General features: G+C 68.8%; 15 protein-coding genes and 1 tRNA gene. 13 read left to right on the forward strand and 3 right to left on the reverse strand.

The features are described 5' to 3' along the window. Positions 1–8 precede the first annotated feature (8 nt). Together ACFVDP_RS10695 and ACFVDP_RS10700 are read left to right on the forward strand one after the other, a co-directional pair. Complete coding sequence (locus ACFVDP_RS10695) at positions 9–1,073, forward strand: UDP-N-acetylmuramate dehydrogenase (protein ID WP_383487315.1); 1,065 nt, start codon at positions 9–11, stop codon at positions 1,071–1,073. 97 nt (positions 1,074–1,170) lie between these two features. Next, the gene (locus ACFVDP_RS10700; RefSeq protein ID WP_383486569.1) at positions 1,171–2,577 is read left to right on the forward strand and encodes a hypothetical protein; all 1,407 of its coding nucleotides are present in this window, start codon (positions 1,171–1,173) and stop codon (positions 2,575–2,577) included. A gap of 3 nt (positions 2,578–2,580) precedes the next feature. Here ACFVDP_RS10700 and ACFVDP_RS10705 read toward each other — a convergent pair whose 3' ends face one another. Further along, positions 2,581–3,213, reverse strand: a complete 633-nt coding sequence (locus ACFVDP_RS10705; RefSeq protein WP_383486572.1) for an NAD(P)-dependent oxidoreductase — start codon at positions 3,211–3,213, stop codon at positions 2,581–2,583. Positions 3,214–3,311: 98 nt separating this feature from the next. On the opposite strand from ACFVDP_RS10705, the gene ACFVDP_RS10710 reads away from it, so the two are divergent. Then, positions 3,312–3,971: a TetR/AcrR family transcriptional regulator gene (locus ACFVDP_RS10710; RefSeq protein ID WP_383486575.1), complete on the forward strand. Its 660-nt coding sequence runs from the start codon at positions 3,312–3,314 to the stop codon at positions 3,969–3,971. Here the strand turns inward: ACFVDP_RS10710 and ACFVDP_RS10715 are convergent. Next, positions 3,925–4,947, reverse strand: a complete 1,023-nt coding sequence (locus tag ACFVDP_RS10715) for an adenosine deaminase (RefSeq protein ID WP_383486578.1) — start codon at positions 4,945–4,947, stop codon at positions 3,925–3,927. The two genes, ACFVDP_RS10710 and ACFVDP_RS10715, sit on opposite strands and share 47 nt — an antisense overlap. 122 nt (positions 4,948–5,069) lie before the next feature. Next, positions 5,070–6,320, reverse strand: a complete 1,251-nt coding sequence (locus ACFVDP_RS10720) for a pyridoxal phosphate-dependent aminotransferase (protein WP_383486581.1) — start codon at positions 6,318–6,320, stop codon at positions 5,070–5,072. Positions 6,321–6,522: 202 nt separating this feature from the next. On the opposite strand from ACFVDP_RS10720, the gene ACFVDP_RS10725 reads away from it, so the two are divergent. The 10 genes from ACFVDP_RS10725 (at position 6,523) to rpoB (ending at position 16,558) form a co-directional block, all read left to right on the forward strand. Then, positions 6,523–6,595 (forward strand) — tRNA-Trp (locus ACFVDP_RS10725). Positions 6,596–6,702: 107 nt separating this feature from the next. Continuing rightward, complete coding sequence (secE, locus tag ACFVDP_RS10730) at positions 6,703–6,987, forward strand: preprotein translocase subunit SecE (protein ID WP_383486584.1); 285 nt, start codon at positions 6,703–6,705, stop codon at positions 6,985–6,987. Between the two features lie 77 nt (positions 6,988–7,064). Next, positions 7,065–7,949, forward strand: coding sequence for a transcription termination/antitermination protein NusG (nusG, locus tag ACFVDP_RS10735; protein ID WP_383486587.1), 885 nt, complete (start codon positions 7,065–7,067; stop codon positions 7,947–7,949). Between the two features lie 197 nt (positions 7,950–8,146). Then, on the forward strand, positions 8,147–8,581 hold the full coding sequence (gene rplK / locus ACFVDP_RS10740) for a 50S ribosomal protein L11 (RefSeq protein ID WP_111663830.1): 435 nt from the start codon (positions 8,147–8,149) through the stop codon (positions 8,579–8,581). A 91-nt stretch (positions 8,582–8,672) separates the two neighbouring features. Then, a complete protein-coding gene (gene rplA, locus ACFVDP_RS10745; RefSeq protein ID WP_383486591.1) occupies positions 8,673–9,404 on the forward strand; it encodes a 50S ribosomal protein L1 in 732 nt (243 codons plus the stop codon). 129 nt (positions 9,405–9,533) lie between these two features. Then, complete coding sequence (locus ACFVDP_RS10750; RefSeq protein WP_383486594.1) at positions 9,534–10,220, forward strand: hypothetical protein; 687 nt, start codon at positions 9,534–9,536, stop codon at positions 10,218–10,220. A 69-nt stretch (positions 10,221–10,289) separates the two neighbouring features. Continuing rightward, the gene (locus ACFVDP_RS10755) at positions 10,290–11,198 is read left to right on the forward strand and encodes a hypothetical protein (RefSeq protein ID WP_383486597.1); all 909 of its coding nucleotides are present in this window, start codon (positions 10,290–10,292) and stop codon (positions 11,196–11,198) included. 279 nt (positions 11,199–11,477) lie between these two features. Beyond that, the gene (gene rplJ, locus ACFVDP_RS10760) at positions 11,478–12,008 is read left to right on the forward strand and encodes a 50S ribosomal protein L10 (RefSeq protein WP_383486600.1); all 531 of its coding nucleotides are present in this window, start codon (positions 11,478–11,480) and stop codon (positions 12,006–12,008) included. A 110-nt stretch (positions 12,009–12,118) separates the two neighbouring features. Beyond that, positions 12,119–12,502, forward strand: a complete 384-nt coding sequence (gene rplL / locus ACFVDP_RS10765) for a 50S ribosomal protein L7/L12 (protein ID WP_383486603.1) — start codon at positions 12,119–12,121, stop codon at positions 12,500–12,502. A gap of 570 nt (positions 12,503–13,072) precedes the next feature. Further along, positions 13,073–16,558, forward strand: coding sequence for a DNA-directed RNA polymerase subunit beta (gene rpoB / locus ACFVDP_RS10770; RefSeq protein ID WP_383486606.1), 3,486 nt, complete (start codon positions 13,073–13,075; stop codon positions 16,556–16,558). Positions 16,559–16,686: the final 128 nt, after the last annotated feature.

Below are 16,686 nucleotides of genomic sequence, written 5' to 3' on the forward strand. Positions count from 1 at the left end.
CTCGTACTCTGGAGCGCGTGCAGGAACTCCACGACGCCCCCCTCGCCCCCCTGACCACCTTCCGGCTCGGCGGGCCCGCCACCCGGCTGCTCACCGCGACCACCGACGCCGAGGTGATCGACGCGGTGCGCGAGGCCGACGCCACCGGTACCCCGCTGCTGATCATCGGCGGCGGCAGCAACCTCGTCATCGGCGACAAGGGCTTCGCGGGCACCGCGCTGCGCATCGCCACCAAGGGCTTCGAACTCGACGGCACGAAGCTGGAGCTGGCCGCCGGCGAGGTGTGGACGGACGCCGTGCGCCGCACCGTGGAAGCCGGCCTCGCGGGCATCGAGTGCCTCGCCGGGATCCCCGGCTCCGCGGGCGCGACGCCGATCCAGAACGTCGGCGCGTACGGCCAGGAGGTCTCCGCCACGATCACCGAGGTGATCGCCTACGACCGTGAGACGGGCGAGACCGTCGCCGTCCCGAACGCCGAGTGCGCCTTCTCGTACCGGCACAGCCGCTTCAAGGCCGAACCCGACCGCTACGTAGTGCTGCGGGTGCGGTTCGAGCTGGAGGACGCGGGCGGCCTGAGCGCGCCCGTCAAGTACGCCGAGACCGCGCGCACCCTCGGCGTCGAGGCCGGTGACCGGGTTCCCGCCGCGACCGCGCGCGAGACCGTACTGAAGCTGCGCGCGGGCAAGGGCATGGTGCTCGACCCCGAGGACCACGACACCTGGTCGGCCGGGTCGTTCTTCACCAACCCGATCCTCACGGACGAGGAGTTCGCGGCGTTCCACGCGCGCGTGGCCGAGCGTCTGGGCCCCGACGCGAAGGCGCCCGCGTTCCCGGCGGGGGAGGGTCTGACGAAGACCTCCGCGGCCTGGCTCATCGACAAGGCGGGCTTCACCAAGGGCTACGGCAGCGGCCCGGCCCGTATCTCCACCAAGCACACCCTCGCCCTCACCAACCGCGGCGAGGCCACCGCCGAGGACCTGCTGACGCTGGCCCGCGAGGTCGTCGCGGGTGTCAGGGACGCCTTCGGCGTGACGCTCGTCAACGAACCGGTCACCGTCGGCGTCACTCTCTGAGCTGCGGTTTTTCGGTGTTGACCGGGTAGGGGTGCGCCCCTGATAGTGACGCTGTCGACAAGCTGTTCGACATGCACATCAGGGGTGGGGACCACAGATGCAGGAGACCGACGGGCAGCCCGTGCTGCCCGAGTACGAGCGCGCTCAGACGCTGTTGCGCGCGGGGGAGTTGAGCCTGGCGCGCGGCGAGGCGCAGGCGGGCATCGACGAGCACGGACCGCACGCGGGCCTCTACGGAGTCCTCGGCCGCGCCCACGAGGCCGAGGACGACGACGACCACGACGCTGCCGCGGAGCGCGCCTACCGGGCCGGTCTCGACGCCTTCCCGGACGACCTGGACCTGCTCGCCGCGTACGCCGCGTTCGGGCTGGCCGCCGACGGCCTGGAACACCCGGGACGGCTGGCCCGCGGGCGTGCGGCGGCGGAGCGGCTGGCCGAGCTGGCCCCGGACTCCCCGCAGGCGCGGCAGGCCGGCGGCGCCCCCGGGCCCAAGCCGCCCTCCGAGGCCCGGATCCAGCGCCATGACGCACGTACCGTGCTGGCCTCCGGCAGCGCACCGCAGGCCGCTGCCGAAGAGGCCGCCCGGGCCGCCGTCGCATGGCCGTACGACCGGCGCCTCGCCGTGCGCGCCGAGACGCTGGCCGCACTGGCCCGGCCGCTCGCGGCACCCGCGCGCGCGGTGCTGCGCGCCCCCGGCCTCGTGGCGCTGCTCCTGGCCGGGGCCGCCTCCACGCTGCTGCTCACGGTGACGGCGCTGGAGCTGCCGCCATGGATTCTGCTCGGCGTCCTGCTGCTGACCGCCCCCGTGCGACAGGAGCAGGCCCTGCTGCGCCGCGCGCGCCGCCGGGCGCTCGCCGGACTGCCGGCCGAGCACCGTGAGCCCGCACCGGGCGCTCCCGACATTCCGCCCGTGGATCCCCGGCACAGGGTGGCGGCGGTCTGCGCGGCGCTGATCCTGGTGACCGCGGCGGTCGGTTCGGCCACCTGGAACTACGCGCGCAGCGTCGCGTATCCGCACTACGCGGCCGCCGCGCCCCGGACGTTCCACGGTCTGCCGCGGCTCGGCGAGAGCCCCGCGCTGCTCGCCTACTCCGCGCTCATGACCGACGGCGCCATGCCCCGCGGGGCGACGCGGCTGCTCGCCGCCTACGGGCAGAAGGACGCCGGGCGCCCGGCCGTGCTGCTGTTCGGCGCCACGGCCGACCTGCACGACATCGAGCCCGCCGACATCACCGGCATCTACCGCGAGGGCATCGAGATGACCGGCGCCCGCGTGACCGGCACGTGGCACCCGGCGCCGGGACGCCTCGGCGGCCGCGTCGACTGCCTGACGTTCGAGCCGAGCCTCGGCGGCCAGGCCCAGGGCGCCTGCACCTGGGCGGACCGCGGCAGCTTCGGAACGGTCCTGGTCAGCGCCGAGGGCATGCGTCACGCCGACATCGAGCGCACCGCCGCGGAGCTGCGCCTGCGGACCCTGACGCCGGGGGACGCCGGCGAGGCGTGAGCCTCAGTACGCCACCCCCACGCCCTGCTTCACCGTCGCCGGGTCGTCCACCATCGCCAGCATCGCGTGGGCGACGTCGGTGCGGGCGATGAGGCGGCCCGAGCGGGGGAAGCCGCCCACCGCCTTCCGGTAGACGCCCGTCAGCGGCTTGTCCTGGAGCCGGGGCGGGCGTACCGACGTCCAGTCGCACGCGCTGCCTGCCAATTCGGCCTCCATGGCGGTCAGATCGGCGTAGACCGGCTTCAGGGCGACGCCGACGAGCCCGATCATCAGGCGGTCGGCGAACGGGGACCCGGTCGGCTGCGGGCCCACCGGGGCCGCGCTGACCACGATCAGCCGACGGACGCCCTCCGTCTCCATGGCCCGCAGCACCGACCGGGTGAGCGTCGTCGCGACCCCCGCGTCCGCGCGCCGGCGGGCGCCGAGCCCGGACAGGACGGCGTCCCGCCCGGCGACCGCGGGGCGCAGCGACTCGGGATCCGACAGATCGGCTCGGACGACCTCAAGGCGCTCGCCGGTCACGGTGAGGCGCGCGGGGTCGCGCACCACCGCCGTCACCCCGTGCCCGGCCGCTAGGGCCTGCCTGACGATCTCCTGCCCGATGCCGCCGGTCGCACCGAAGACTGTGAGTTTCATGGTCTGCCTCCCACTAGGTGGGTGAGTACTCACTCACCATTACTCACCCTTAGGGTGAGCGAGCACTCACCCCTGCGTCAAGGTTGGTTGGAACCCGCATGGATCAGAAGCCGGCCCGCGTCCGCATCGTCGAAGCGGCCCACGAACTCATGCTGAGCATCGGCCTCGCCCGCACCACCACCAAGGCGATCGCGCAGGCGGCCGGGTGCTCAGAGGCGGCGCTCTACAAATACTTCGCCAATAAGGAGGAGCTTTTCGTGACGGTGCTCAACGAGCGCCTTCCGAAGCTGGGTTCCCTCCTGGGCCGCCTCCTTACTGAAGGCGTCGGACATACCGGCCGCACGGTCGAGGAGAACCTCACGGACATCGCCCGCGAAGCGGCCCTCTTCTACGAGCAGACCTTCCCGATGGCCGCGTCCCTGTACGCGGAGCCCCGGCTCAAGCGCCGCCACGAAGAGGTGATGCGCGAACTGGGCACAGGACCGCACCGGCCCATCCAGGGACTCGACGCCTACCTGCGGGCCGAACAGCAGGCGGGCCGCATCGGCGCGGACGCCGACACGTACGCGGCCGCGTCCCTCCTCCTGGGCGCCTGCGCGCAGCGCGCCTTCGCCTACGACATGTCGCCGGACCGCAAACCCCCGCAGCCCGTCGACGAATTCGCCGCGGGCATCGCGCACACGCTGCTCACGGGCATCGCCATCGACCGGGTCAGCCGGCCAGCCACTCCTCCACGCCGCCCAGGAGCTTCTCCTTGACCTCCTCGGGCGCCGCCGAGCCGCGCACCGACTGACGGGCCAGCTCGGCCAGTTCGGCGTCCGTGAAGGCGTGGTGGCGGCGCGCGAACTCGTACTGCGCGGCGAGCCGCGAGCCGAACAGGAGGGGGTCGTCGGCGCCCAGCGCCATCGGCACCCCGGCGTCGTAGAGCGTGCGCAGCGGCACGTCCGCCGGCTTCTCGTAGACACCCAGCGCGACGTTCGACGCCGGGCACACCTCGCAGGTGACACCCGACTCGGCGAGCCGCCGCAGCAGCCGCGGGTCCTCGGCGGCCCGCACCCCGTGCCCGATCCGGTGGGCGTCCAGGTCGTCCAGGCAGTCGCGCACGGACGACGGGCCCGTCAGCTCGCCACCGTGCGGCGCGGACAGCAACCCGCCCTCGCGCGCGATGGCGAAGGCCCGGTCGAAGTCCCGCGCCATACCGCGCCGTTCGTCGTTGGAGAGCCCGAAGCCGACGATGCCCCGGTCCGCGTACCGCACCGCGAGCCGCGCCAGCGTACGGGCGTCCAGCGGATGCTTCATCCGGTTCGCGGCCACCAGTACGCGCATCCCGAGCCCGGTCTCGCGCGAGGCGCTGTCCACGGCGTCCAGGATGATCTCGAGCGCGGGGATCAGTCCGCCCAGTCTGGGCGCGTACGACGTCGGGTCGACCTGGATCTCCAGCCATCCCGACCCGTCGGCGATGTCCTCCTCGGCGGCCTCCCGGACCAGCCGCTGGATGTCCTCGGGCTCCCGCAGGCAGGACCGCGCCGCGTCGTAGAGCCGCTGGAACCGGAACCATCCGCGCTCGTCCGTGGCCCGCAGCTTCGGCGGTTCCGCCCCGGTCAGCGCCAGGGGCAGCCGCACCCCGTACTTGTCCGCGAGGTCGAGCAGGGTCGTGGGCCGCATCGATCCGGTGAAATGCAGATGCAGATGGGCCTTGGGCAACTGACGTACATCACGTCCTTCACGCTCCATCCCAAGATCCTGCCGTACGTACCTGTAGTACCGGTAGCGCCTTTCCACCTTCGGGGTCTCGCCCGAACGAAGAAACGGGCCGCCTCCTTAAGAAGGAGACGGCCCGCCTGCGGGGATGTGACTCAGTCCTGAGCCTCGGCCAGCAGCTTCTGCATCCGGGAGACGCCCTCGACGAGGTCCTCGTCACCCAGCGCGTACGAAAGACGCAGGTAGCCCGGCGTACCGAAGGCCTCGCCCGGCACCACCGCGACCTCGGCCTCCTCCAGGATGAGCGCGGCCAGCTCGACCGAGGTCTGCGGGCGCTTGCCGCGGATCTCCTTGCCGAGCAGCTCGTTCACCGCCGGGTACACGTAGAAGGCACCCTCCGGCTCCGGGCAGAGCACGCCGTCGATCTCGTTGAGCATCCGCACGATCGTCTGACGACGCCGGTCGAAGGCCTTCTTCATCTCGTTGACGGCGGTCAGGTCACCGGAGACGGCGGCGAGGGCGGCCGCCTGCGCCACGTTGGACACGTTCGACGTGGCGTGCGACTGGAGGTTCGTCGCGGCCTTCACGACGTCCTTCGGGCCGATGATCCACCCCACGCGCCAGCCGGTCATCGCGTACGTCTTCGCGACGCCGTTGACCACGATGCACTTGTCGCGCAGCTCGGGCAGGATCGCGGGCAGCGAGGTGAACTTCGCGTCCCCGTAGACGAGGTGCTCGTAGATCTCGTCCGTCATGACCCACAGACCGTGCTCCACGGCCCAGCGGCCGATCGCCTCGGCGTCGGCCTCGCTGTACACGGCGCCCGTCGGGTTCGACGGCGACACGAAGAGCACGACCTTGGTGCGCTCGGTGCGCGCGGCCTCCAACTGCTCGACGGAGACGCGGTATCCGGTCGTCTCGTCGGCCACGACCTCCACCGGCACGCCGCCCGCGAGACGGATCGACTCCGGGTACGTCGTCCAGTACGGGGCCGGGACGATGACCTCGTCGCCCGGGTCGAGGATCGCGGCGAACGCCTCGTAGATGGCCTGCTTTCCGCCGTTGGTCACCAGGATCTGCGAGGCGTCGACCTCGTAGCCGGAGTCGCGCAGCGTCTTGGCGGCGATCGCGGACTTCAGCTCCGGCAGACCGCCGGCCGGCGTGTAGCGGTGGAACTTCGGGTTCTTGCAGGCCTCGATGGCCGCCTCGACCACGTAGTCCGGCGTCGGGAAGTCGGGTTCACCGGCGCCGAAGCCGATCACCGGACGCCCGGCGGCCTTCAGGGCCTTGGCCTTGGCGTCGACCGCGAGGGTCGCGGACTCGGAGATCGAGCCGACACGGGCGGAGACCCGACGCTCGGTAGGGGAGGAACCACCAGCAGGGGAAGAAGGAGTTGCAGCGCTCATAACCCCATCGTTCCAGACCGGAAACCCGCCCGGCACACGGGTTTCCAAGACCATCGGATCCACCGTTGATCAACTTCCCGTCCTTGTTCGTTCGACGGAGGGCCCCGGAGCACGTACACTCACTGCTCGTTGGCCTTCACCGGCCGCACTTTCCGGCCGCACACCGTGCAGGTCGGCGGATGCGGTACGTTGGGGGAAACAAAGGGTCGTAGCTCAATTGGTAGAGCACTGGTCTCCAAAACCAGCGGTTGGGGGTTCAAGTCCCTCCGGCCCTGCTACACACACCTTCGCCAGGATGTGTGCGCATGTACGTACTGCATTGCACAGCCGTGCGGCTCAACCGGGCGCGGCACGGCCACGACCCGGAATCAGGTGAGGACGAGTGACGGACGCCGTGGGCTCCATCGACATGCCTGATGCCGAGGATGAGGCGCCTGAGTCGAAGGCGCGGAAGAAGGGCGGCAAGCGCGGCAAGAAGGGCCCCTTCGGCCGTCTCGCGCTCTTCTACCGCCAGATCATCGCGGAGCTCCGCAAGGTCGTATGGCCTTCGCGCAGTCAGCTCTCGACGTACACGACCGTGGTGATCGTCTTCGTCGTCATCATGATCGGTCTCGTCACCGTGATTGACTATGGCTTCAGCCATCTCATCAAGTACATCTTCGGCTGAGCCGAAATGCGGAGGGCGCCTGTGCGGCGCCCCTTTCGCGTGTTCCACCCCCATGTATCCAGGAAGAAGCAGCCACAGTGTCTGACCCGAACCTGAACGAGGCGATCGAGCCGGTCGAGTCCGCTGAGGACAAGCTCGACATCGTCGAGGCGGCGGACGCCGAGGAGCCGGACCAGGCCGAGGCTGCCGACATCGCCGCCGGCGAGCCCGCCGAAGAGGCCGCGCTCGAGGTCGAGGCCGCCGACGCGGACGACACCGAAGCCGACGAGGCCGATGACGAGGCCGCCGAGTCCGACGATGCCGCTGAGGCCGACGCCGAGGAGCCCGTCGAGGAGCAGGAGCCGGTCGACCCGGTGACCGCTCTGCGCGACGAGCTCCGTGGCCTGCCCGGTGAGTGGTACGTCATCCACACCTACGCGGGCTACGAGAAGCGCGTGAAGGCCAACCTCGAGCAGCGTGCCGTCTCGCTGAACGTCGAGGAGTTCATCTACCAGGCCGAGGTCCCCGAAGAGGAAATCGTCCAGATCAAGAACGGCGAGCGCAAGAACGTCCGGCAGAACAAGCTGCCCGGTTACGTTCTCGTCCGCATGGATCTGACGAACGAGTCCTGGGGCGTCGTCCGCAACACCCCCGGCGTCACCGGCTTCGTGGGCAACGCCTACGACCCGTACCCGCTGACCCTGGACGAGATCGTCAAGATGCTCGCGCCGGAGGCCGAGGAGAAGGCCGCCCGTGAGGCCGCCGAGGCCGAGGGCAAGCCGGCTCCGGCCCGCAAGGTCACCGTCGAGGTCCTGGACTTCGAGGTGGGCGACTCGGTCACCGTCACCGACGGCCCGTTCGCCACGCTGCAGGCCACGATCAACGAGATCAACGCCGACTCGAAGAAGGTCAAGGGCCTCGTCGAGATCTTCGGCCGCGAGACCCCGGTCGAGCTGAGCTTCGACCAGATCCAGAAGAACTAGCAGCTACCAGCACCTTCTGGACACACGCTTCCGAACAGGTCAGACGGGCTCGCAAAAGCCGGTCTGACCTGCTCGGTTTTTAGCCGCGCATGGATACCCGTTATCGTTGTGCGGTATGCCTCCATCCGGATGATCTGGACGATCATCGTTCACGGGTGGTGGCTGAACACTCTCACTAAGACCCGGAGAGAGAGCACATGCCTCCCAAGAAGAAGAAGGTCACGGGGCTCATCAAGCTCCAGATCCAGGCCGGCGCTGCCAACCCGGCCCCGCCGGTCGGCCCCGCGCTGGGCCAGCACGGCGTCAACATCATGGAGTTCTGCAAGGCCTACAACGCCGCGACCGAGTCGCAGCGTGGCTGGGTCATCCCGGTGGAGATCACGGTTTACGAGGACCGCTCGTTCACCTTCATCACCAAGACCCCGCCGGCCGCGAAGATGATCCTCAAGGCCGCTGGTGTCGAGAAGGGCTCCGGCGAGCCCCACAAGACCAAGGTCGCCAAGATCACCGACGCGCAGGTCCGCGAGATCGCCACCACCAAGATGGCCGACCTCAACGCCAACGACCTGGACGCCGCGTCGAAGATCATCGCCGGCACCGCCCGCTCCATGGGCATCACGGTCGAGGGCTGACGACACCTCTCGTAGCCCCTCGTAAGCAGAACACCGTGGCAGGGCCTGCTCGGCCCACACCACGACTCCTCAGACATACACAGGAGCAGTAGTGAGCAAGCGCAGCAAGACTCTCCGCGCTGCGGACGCCAAGATCGACCGGGACAAGTTCTACGCCCCGCTCGAGGCGATCCGTCTCGCCAAGGAGACCTCCGCGACGAAGTTCGACGGCACCGTCGAGGTCGCCTTCCGCCTGGGCGTTGACCCGCGCAAGGCCGACCAGATGGTCCGTGGCACCGTGAATCTCCCGCACGGCACCGGCAAGACCGCCCGGGTCCTGGTCTTCGCGACCGGTGACCGTGCTGCGGCCGCGGAGGCCGCCGGCGCCGACATCGTCGGCTCCGACGAGCTCATCGACGAGATCTCCAAGGGCCAGCGCCTGAACGAGTTCGACGCCGTTGTCGCCACGCCGGACCTCATGGGCAAGGTCGGCCGCCTCGGCCGCGTGCTCGGTCCCCGTGGCCTGATGCCGAACCCGAAGACCGGCACCGTGACCCCGGACGTGGTCAAGGCCGTGAACGAGATCAAGGGCGGCAAGATCGAGTTCCGCGTCGACAAGCACTCGAACCTGCACTTCATCATCGGCAAGGTGTCCTTCGACGACACCAAGCTGGTGGAGAACTACGGCGCGGCCCTCGACGAGATCCTTCGTCTGAAGCCGTCCGCCGCCAAGGGTCGCTACATCAAGAAGGCCGCCATCGCCACCACGATGGGCCCCGGCGTTCCGCTCGACCCGAACCGCACCCGGAACCTCCTCGTCGAGGAGGACCCGGCTGCTGTCTGAGTCCTTTTGTGACTCACTGAAGTCGGCTACGGGCCCCGCACCTTTCGAGGTGCGGGGCCCGTTCCTCTTTTCCGGCCCTCCCGGGCAGGCGGCTGCGCTAGCGTCGCGGTGATCGACCCGGGGGAGCGGATGAGGCACGGACGACTGGTGGTGCTGGCCGCCGTGGGCGCGTTGCTCGCGGGCTGCGGCGGCGGGCGGAATTCCGGCGCGGACGAAGCGGCGGGTGCGCTGCGCACGGCCCGGCAGAAGGTCACCGCGGCCGGGTCGGCCCGGATCGACGCGACGATGCGCACCGGCGGCACCCTCTCCTCGCGCTCCACCGGCACCCTCGGCTGGTCCCGCGGCGTCGAGGGGACCCTGACGGTCCGCGTCACCGGCGGCGAGCTGGCCGCCTCCACGAGGAAGCTGGGCGGCGATCCGTCCCAGACCCGCTTCCTGCCCGACGCCTACTACACGCGGATGACGGACACGTTCGCCGCCGGACAGGACGGCCGGCACTGGATCCGGCACCCGTACGACACGGCGAGTGACCTCACCCCGGCCGACGCCCTGAAGACGCTCGGCGCCGCGGAGGACGTCCACAAGGTGGGGCGGGCGACCGTGCGTGGCACCGCGACGACGCATTACCGGGGGACCTCGGGCGAGCAGCGCCTGGAGGTGTGGCTCGACGCCCGCCACCTGCTGGTCCAACGCGCTTACCGCGAGGGCGAGTTCACCGTCACCGTCCGTTACAGCGACTACGGGATCCGGGCCACGGCCGAGCGGCCGCCCGCCCACGACACCGTCGACCTCGCCGACGTGGCGGCGGGCGGCTGAAACCGGACGGCTGTGCGAGGCGTCCCCTAAGGTGCGAGGGGTACACGCGTTCCAAGGAGTGGTTCTGAGATGACTGTTGCCGTACGACGAACGGTCGGCGCCGCTGCCGCGACCGCACTGCTGTGCGCGGGGGCCGTGGCGTGCGGCGGCGGTTCCGCGGAGAGCGGCACGAAGTCCGGGTCCGTCGACTCCGGGGCCGCGCAGGCGCTCACGGCCGCGTACAAGAAGACCGCGCAGGCCAGGTCCGCCAAGGTCGCGATGACGATGAAGAGCCCGTCGGGACTCGGCGGGGGCAGCGTGCGGCTCTCCGGCACCATGGGCTGGAACCCGACCGTCATGGATATGACGATGAAGGGCTCCGGCCTCGACACCGGCGGGGCGGACGTCCCCGACTCCGTCCGCATGATCATGCAGAACGACGTCATGTACGTCGACGGGGGCGCGGCCGCCGCCAAGGAGATGGGCGGCAAGCGCTGGATGAAGCTGGACCTCGCGAGCCTCGGCAAGCAGGCCGACGGCGCGCTCGGGCAGCAGATGACCGGCGGCCTCGGCAGCATGGACCAGGACCCGGCCCAGCAGATCGCCGTCCTCCTCGACTCGCCGAACCTGAAGCACCTGGGCTCCGCCACCGTCGACGGCGAGCGGACCGAGCACTACAAGGGCAAGCTGACGGTCGAGGAGATGGTGAAGTCGAACGACTCGCTGAAGGTCCTCGGCGCGGACGAGCGCAGCCGGCTCCTGAAGAACATCAAGAAGGCCGGCATCAAGGACTACGACACCGAGCTGTGGGTGAACAAGGACGACCTGCCGGTCCGGCTGGACGTCACGATGGGCAGCGCCCAGGGCCCCGTGGAGATGTCCGAGCGGTTCTCGGACTACGGGGCCGCGGTGAAGGTCGACGTCCCGCCCGCCGGCCAGACCTACGACCTCATGGACGCGTTCGGAAAGCTCGGCAAGGGCACGCTCCAGGACTCCTAGGGCGTCGCCCCGGTGACGGATTTGCCTGACGTGCCCCCGGCCCCGTACTCTCATCGAGAAGCCAAAGACCGCTGGTCGTTGCTGTGTTCTCGCAAGAGGGTGCGGTGGCCGAAGGATCCGCTGAAACTGCGGACGACCCGCGCAGGTGATTGTGGAAGCACTCCCGTCCGGATCCGTCCGTGAAGGTCGAGTTCACGCCCCAAGCGCCTGCGCTGGGGCGTTTTGTTTTGCCGGCCCCTTCTGAGCGGTCCTCATCACCCGGAAGGAGGCCGACGCTCTATGCCGACGCCCGACAAGGCTGCCGCGGTAGCCGAGCTCACGGACAAGTTCCGCAGCTCGAACGCCGCCGTGCTGACCGAGTACCGGGGTCTCACCGTGGCCCAGCTCAAGCAGCTGCGCCGTTCGCTCGGTGAGAACTCCGAGTACGCCGTGGTGAAGAACACGCTGACCAAGATCGCGGCCAACGCGGCCGGGATCGACACGCTCGACGACCTGTTCAACGGTCCGACGGCAGTTGCCTTCGTCACCGGTGACCCGGTGGTGTCGGCGAAGGGTCTTCGTGACTTCGCCAAGGACAACCCCAACCTCGTCATCAAGGGCGGTGTCCTTGACGGCAAGGCGCTGTCCGCCGACGAGATCAAGAAGCTCGCGGACCTCGAGTCCCGCGAGGTTCTGCTCAGCAAGCTGGCCGGTGCGTTCAAGGGCAAGCAGACGCAGACTGCTCAGCTCTTCCAGGCGCTCCCGTCGAAGTTCGTCCGCACCGCGGAGGCGCTTCGGGTCAAGCAGGCCGAGCAGGGCGGTGCCGAGTAATTCGGCTCGCACATTGACCGCCGCCTGAGGCGACGGTCGAAGCGGGCCGACAGTACGCCCGCCTACATGGACAACCGGCACCAGCCGATTTAGTGGAAGGATCGCCCATCATGGCGAAGCTCAGCCAGGAAGACCTGCTCGCCCAGTTCGAGGAGATGACCCTCATCGAGCTCTCCGAGTTCGTGAAGGCCTTCGAGGAGAAGTTCGACGTCACCGCCGCCGCGGCCGTCGCCGTCGCCGGTCCCGCCCAGGGTGGCGGCGCTGCCGAGGCCGTCGAGGAGCAGGACGAGTTCGACGTCATCCTCACCGGCGCCGGCGAGAAGAAGATCCAGGTCATCAAGGTCGTGCGTGAGCTCACCTCGCTCGGCCTGAAGGAGGCCAAGGACCTCGTCGACGGCACCCCGAAGCCCGTCCTGGAGAAGGTCACCAAGGAGGCCGCTGAGAAGGCCGCCGAGTCCCTCAAGGGCGCCGGCGCCTCCGTCGAGGTCAAGTAAGACCTCTGCGAGTCTGCTGACTCCTCCGCGGTGAAAACTGCTCCCCCGGGAGCTGTAACACCGACGTACCGAAGGGCGATCACCCAGGTGGGTGGTCGCCCTTCGGCGTTGTCTGGCTCGCAGGCCGAGGGTGCCTTGCACTGTCGGTCGCGCGGAGTATGGTGATCTTCGTTGTGCCTGGCGCCACCCCTGTTCGGCCAAGAGGGGGCCTTGACGAACAGCACGCAGCGCGCAATTCTCAGGACGCGTCGTCACAACGATCCGGATCCGAGGCATGGATCGACGGCGAAGAGGGCAGTAAAGATGTGCGCTCCGCGTACAGGGCATGCCGCACACAGTGAACGGTTGAGAACAACGAGGGTGTCTAAAAACCCGCACTGGACATCAGTGGGCCTTCTGGCTACACTGTCCCTTTGCGCTGCCTGTTAGCTGCTCCCTGCCCGTCACCAGGGGCATGCCCTCGCTTGAGCACAGTGGACTGATTCCGCCCTGACCAGGGCTTTCCGTCCCTCTGCATGGCTTGGGACCGGTACGCGCGTAGTGAGTCCGAGCCCTCGGAAGGACCCCCTCTTGGCCGCCTCGCGCAACGCCTCGACCGCGAATACGAACAACGGCGCAAGCACCGCCCCGCTGCGCATCTCCTTTGCAAAGATCAAGGAGCCCCTCGAGGTTCCCAACCTGCTCGCGCTGCAGACCGAGAGCTTTGACTGGCTGCTCGGCAACTCCGCCTGGCAGAGTCGGGTCGAGGCGGCTCTGGAGTCCGGACGCGACGTCCCCAGGAAGTCCGGTCTGGAGGAGATCTTCGAGGAGATCTCTCCGATCGAGGACTTCTCCGGGTCGATGTCGCTGACCTTCCGCGACCACCGTTTCGAGCCCCCGAAGAACAGCATCGACGAGTGCAAGGAGCGCGACTTCACGTTCGCCGCTCCGCTCTTCGTGACGGCCGAGTTCACCAACAACGAGACCGGCGAGATCAAGTCCCAGACGGTCTTCATGGGCGACTTCCCGCTCATGACCAACAAGGGCACCTTCGTCATCAACGGCACCGAGCGTGTCGTGGTGTCCCAGCTGGTCCGCTCGCCGGGTGTCTACTTCGACTCCTCCATCGACAAGACGTCCGACAAGGACATCTTCTCCGCGAAGATCATCCCGTCCCGGGGTGCCTGGCTGGAGATGGAGATCGACAAGCGCGACATGGTCGGTGTGCGCATCGACCGCAAGCGCAAGCAGTCCGTCACCGTCCTGCTCAAGGCCCTCGGTTGGACGACCGAGCGGATCCTGGAGGAGTTCGGCGAGTACGAGTCCATGCGCGCCACCCTGGAGAAGGACCACACCCAGGGCCAGGACGACGCACTGCTCGACATCTACCGCAAGCTGCGCCCGGGCGAGCCGCCCACGCGTGAGGCTGCTCAGACGCTGCTCGAGAACCTCTACTTCAACCCCAAGCGCTACGACCTCGCGAAGGTCGGCCGCTACAAGGTGAACAAGAAGCTCGGCGCGGACGAGCCGCTGGACGCCGGCGTGCTCACCACCGACGACGTCATCGCCACCATCAAGTACCTGGTGAAGCTGCACGCCGGTGAGACCGAGACGGTCGCCGAGTCGGGTCGCGAGATCATCGTCGAGACCGACGACATCGACCACTTCGGCAACCGCCGTATCCGTAACGTCGGTGAGCTGATCCAGAACCAGGTCCGTACGGGTCTCGCCCGTATGGAGCGCGTCGTGCGCGAGCGCATGACGACCCAGGACGTCGAGGCGATCACCCCGCAGACCCTGATCAACATCCGCCCCGTGGTGGCGTCGATCAAGGAGTTCTTCGGTACGTCGCAGCTGTCCCAGTTCATGGACCAGAACAACCCGCTGTCGGGGCTGACGCACAAGCGTCGTCTGAACGCCCTCGGCCCGGGTGGTCTGTCCCGTGAGCGGGCCGGCTTCGAGGTCCGTGACGTGCACCCGTCGCACTACGGCCGCATGTGCCCGATCGAGACCCCTGAAGGCCCGAACATCGGCCTGATCGGTTCGCTCGCCTCGTACGGACGGATCAACCCGTTCGGTTTCATCGAGACGCCGTACCGCAAGGTCACCGAGGGTGTCGTCGGCGACGAGGTCGACTACCTGACCGCCGATGAAGAGGACCGCTTCGTCATCGCGCAGGCCAACGCGCCGCTGAACGACGACTTCCAGTTCGTCGAGAACCGCGTGCTGGTCCGCCGTCGTGGCGGAGAGGTCGACTACGTGCCCGGCACGGACGTCGACTACATGGACGTCTCGCCGCGCCAGATGGTGTCGGTCGCGACCGCCATGATCCCGTTCCTCGAGCACGACGACGCCAACCGTGCCCTCATGGGCGCGAACATGATGCGTCAGGCCGTGCCGCTCATCAAGTCCGAGGCGCCGCTCGTCGGCACCGGCATGGAGTACCGCTGCGCCACCGACGCGGGCGACGTGCTCAAGGCCGAGAAGGACGGTGTGGTCCAGGAGGTCTCCGCGGACTACATCACCATCACCAACGACGACGGCACGTACACCACGTACCGCCTGCACAAGTTCTCGCGCTCGAACCAGGGCACCTCGGTCAACCAGAAGGTTGTCGTGGACGAGGGCGCGCGGATCGTCGCCGGCCAGGTCCTGGCCGACGGCCCCGCGACCGAAGAGGGCGAGATGGCCCTCGGCAAGAACCTGCTCGTGGCGTTCATGCCGTGGGAGGGTCACAACTACGAGGACGCGATCATCCTGTCGCAGCGCCTCGTGCAGGACGACGTCCTCTCCTCGATCCACATCGAGGAGCACGAGGTCGACGCCCGTGACACCAAGCTCGGCCCGGAGGAGATCACCCGGGACATCCCGAACGTCTCCGAGGAGGTCCTCGCGGACCTCGACGAGCGCGGCATCATCCGCATCGGTGCGGACGTCGTCGCCGGCGACATCCTCGTCGGCAAGGTCACGCCCAAGGGCGAGACCGAGCTGACGCCGGAGGAGCGCCTGCTGCGCGCCATCTTCGGTGAGAAGGCCCGTGAGGTCCGTGACACCTCGCTGAAGGTGCCGCACGGCGAGATCGGCAAGGTCATCGGCGTCCGCGTCTTCGACCGTGAAGAGGGCGACGAGCTGCCGCCGGGCGTGAACCAGCTGGTTCGCGTCTACGTGGCGCAGAAGCGCAAGATCACGGACGGTGACAAGCTCGCCGGCCGCCACGGCAACAAGGGTGTTATCTCGAAGATCCTTCCGATCGAGGACATGCCGTTCCTCGAGGACGGAACTCCGGTCGACATCATCCTGAACCCGCTGGGTGTGCCGTCCCGAATGAACCCGGGACAGGTCCTGGAGATCCACCTCGGCTGGCTCGCCAGCCGCGGCTGGGACGTCTCCGGTCTCGCGGACGACTGGGCGCAGCGCCTGCAGGCCATCGGTGCCGACCAGGTCGCCCCGGGCACCAACGTCGCCACCCCCGTCTTCGACGGTGCGCGTGAGGACGAGCTCGCGGGTCTGCTGCAGCACACCATCCCGAACCGCGACGGCGACCGCATGGTGCTTCCGTCCGGCAAGGCGAGGATGTTCGACGGCCGCTCCGGCGAGCCGTTCCCGGACCCGGTCTCGGTCGGGTACATGTACATCCTCAAGCTCCACCACCTGGTCGACGACAAGCTCCACGCCCGTTCGACCGGTCCGTACTCGATGATCACCCAGCAGCCGCTGGGTGGTAAGGCCCAGTTCGGTGGCCAGCGCTTCGGTGAGATGGAGGTGTGGGCGCTGGAGGCATACGGCGCCGCGTACGCCCTCCAGGAGCTGCTGACGATCAAGTCCGACGACGTGACCGGCCGTGTGAAGGTCTACGAGGCCATCGTCAAGGGCGAGAACATCCCCGAGCCCGGCATTCCTGAGTCCTTCAAGGTCCTCATCAAGGAAATGCAGTCCCTGTGCCTCAACGTGGAGGTGCTGTCCTCGGACGGCATGTCCATCGAGATGCGCGACACCGACGAGGACGTCTTCCGCGCAGCGGAGGAGCTCGGCATCGACCTGTCCCGGCGCGAGCCGAGCAGCGTCGAAGAGGTCTGACGGGAGTCCGGTGCGGGGGGTTCGGGGGGGGGCCCCCCCCCCACCCCCCCCCCCCCCTTTCCCACCCCCAACCCCCCCACCCTGAAGGGAGGTGCGCACAATGCTCGAACTCCCCCCCTTTTCCTGGC

Source organism: Streptomyces sp. NPDC057694 (assembly GCF_042799415.1).
Taxonomy (GTDB): domain Bacteria; phylum Actinomycetota; class Actinomycetes; order Streptomycetales; family Streptomycetaceae; genus Streptomyces.

What these genes read in the sequence shown, in the direction of transcription:
- ACFVDP_RS10700 (WP_383486569.1), top strand. Translation starts at nt 1,171, where the DNA reads ATGCAGGAGACCGACGGGCAGCCCGTGCTGCCCGAGTACGAGCGCGCT.
- ACFVDP_RS10705 (WP_383486572.1), bottom strand. Translation starts at nt 3,213, where the DNA reads ATGAAACTCACAGTCTTCGGTGCGACCGGCGGCATCGGGCAGGAGATC.
- ACFVDP_RS10710 (WP_383486575.1), top strand. Translation starts at nt 3,312, where the DNA reads ATGGATCAGAAGCCGGCCCGCGTCCGCATCGTCGAAGCGGCCCACGAA.
- ACFVDP_RS10715 (WP_383486578.1), bottom strand. Translation starts at nt 4,947, where the DNA reads ATGGAGCGTGAAGGACGTGATGTACGTCAGTTGCCCAAGGCCCATCTG.
- ACFVDP_RS10720 (WP_383486581.1), bottom strand. Translation starts at nt 6,320, where the DNA reads ATGAGCGCTGCAACTCCTTCTTCCCCTGCTGGTGGTTCCTCCCCTACC.
- rplK (WP_111663830.1), top strand. Translation starts at nt 8,147, where the DNA reads ATGCCTCCCAAGAAGAAGAAGGTCACGGGGCTCATCAAGCTCCAGATC.
- ACFVDP_RS10750 (WP_383486594.1), top strand. Translation starts at nt 9,534, where the DNA reads ATGAGGCACGGACGACTGGTGGTGCTGGCCGCCGTGGGCGCGTTGCTC.
- ACFVDP_RS10755 (WP_383486597.1), top strand. Translation starts at nt 10,290, where the DNA reads ATGACTGTTGCCGTACGACGAACGGTCGGCGCCGCTGCCGCGACCGCA.
- rplJ (WP_383486600.1), top strand. Translation starts at nt 11,478, where the DNA reads ATGCCGACGCCCGACAAGGCTGCCGCGGTAGCCGAGCTCACGGACAAG.
- rplL (WP_383486603.1), top strand. Translation starts at nt 12,119, where the DNA reads ATGGCGAAGCTCAGCCAGGAAGACCTGCTCGCCCAGTTCGAGGAGATG.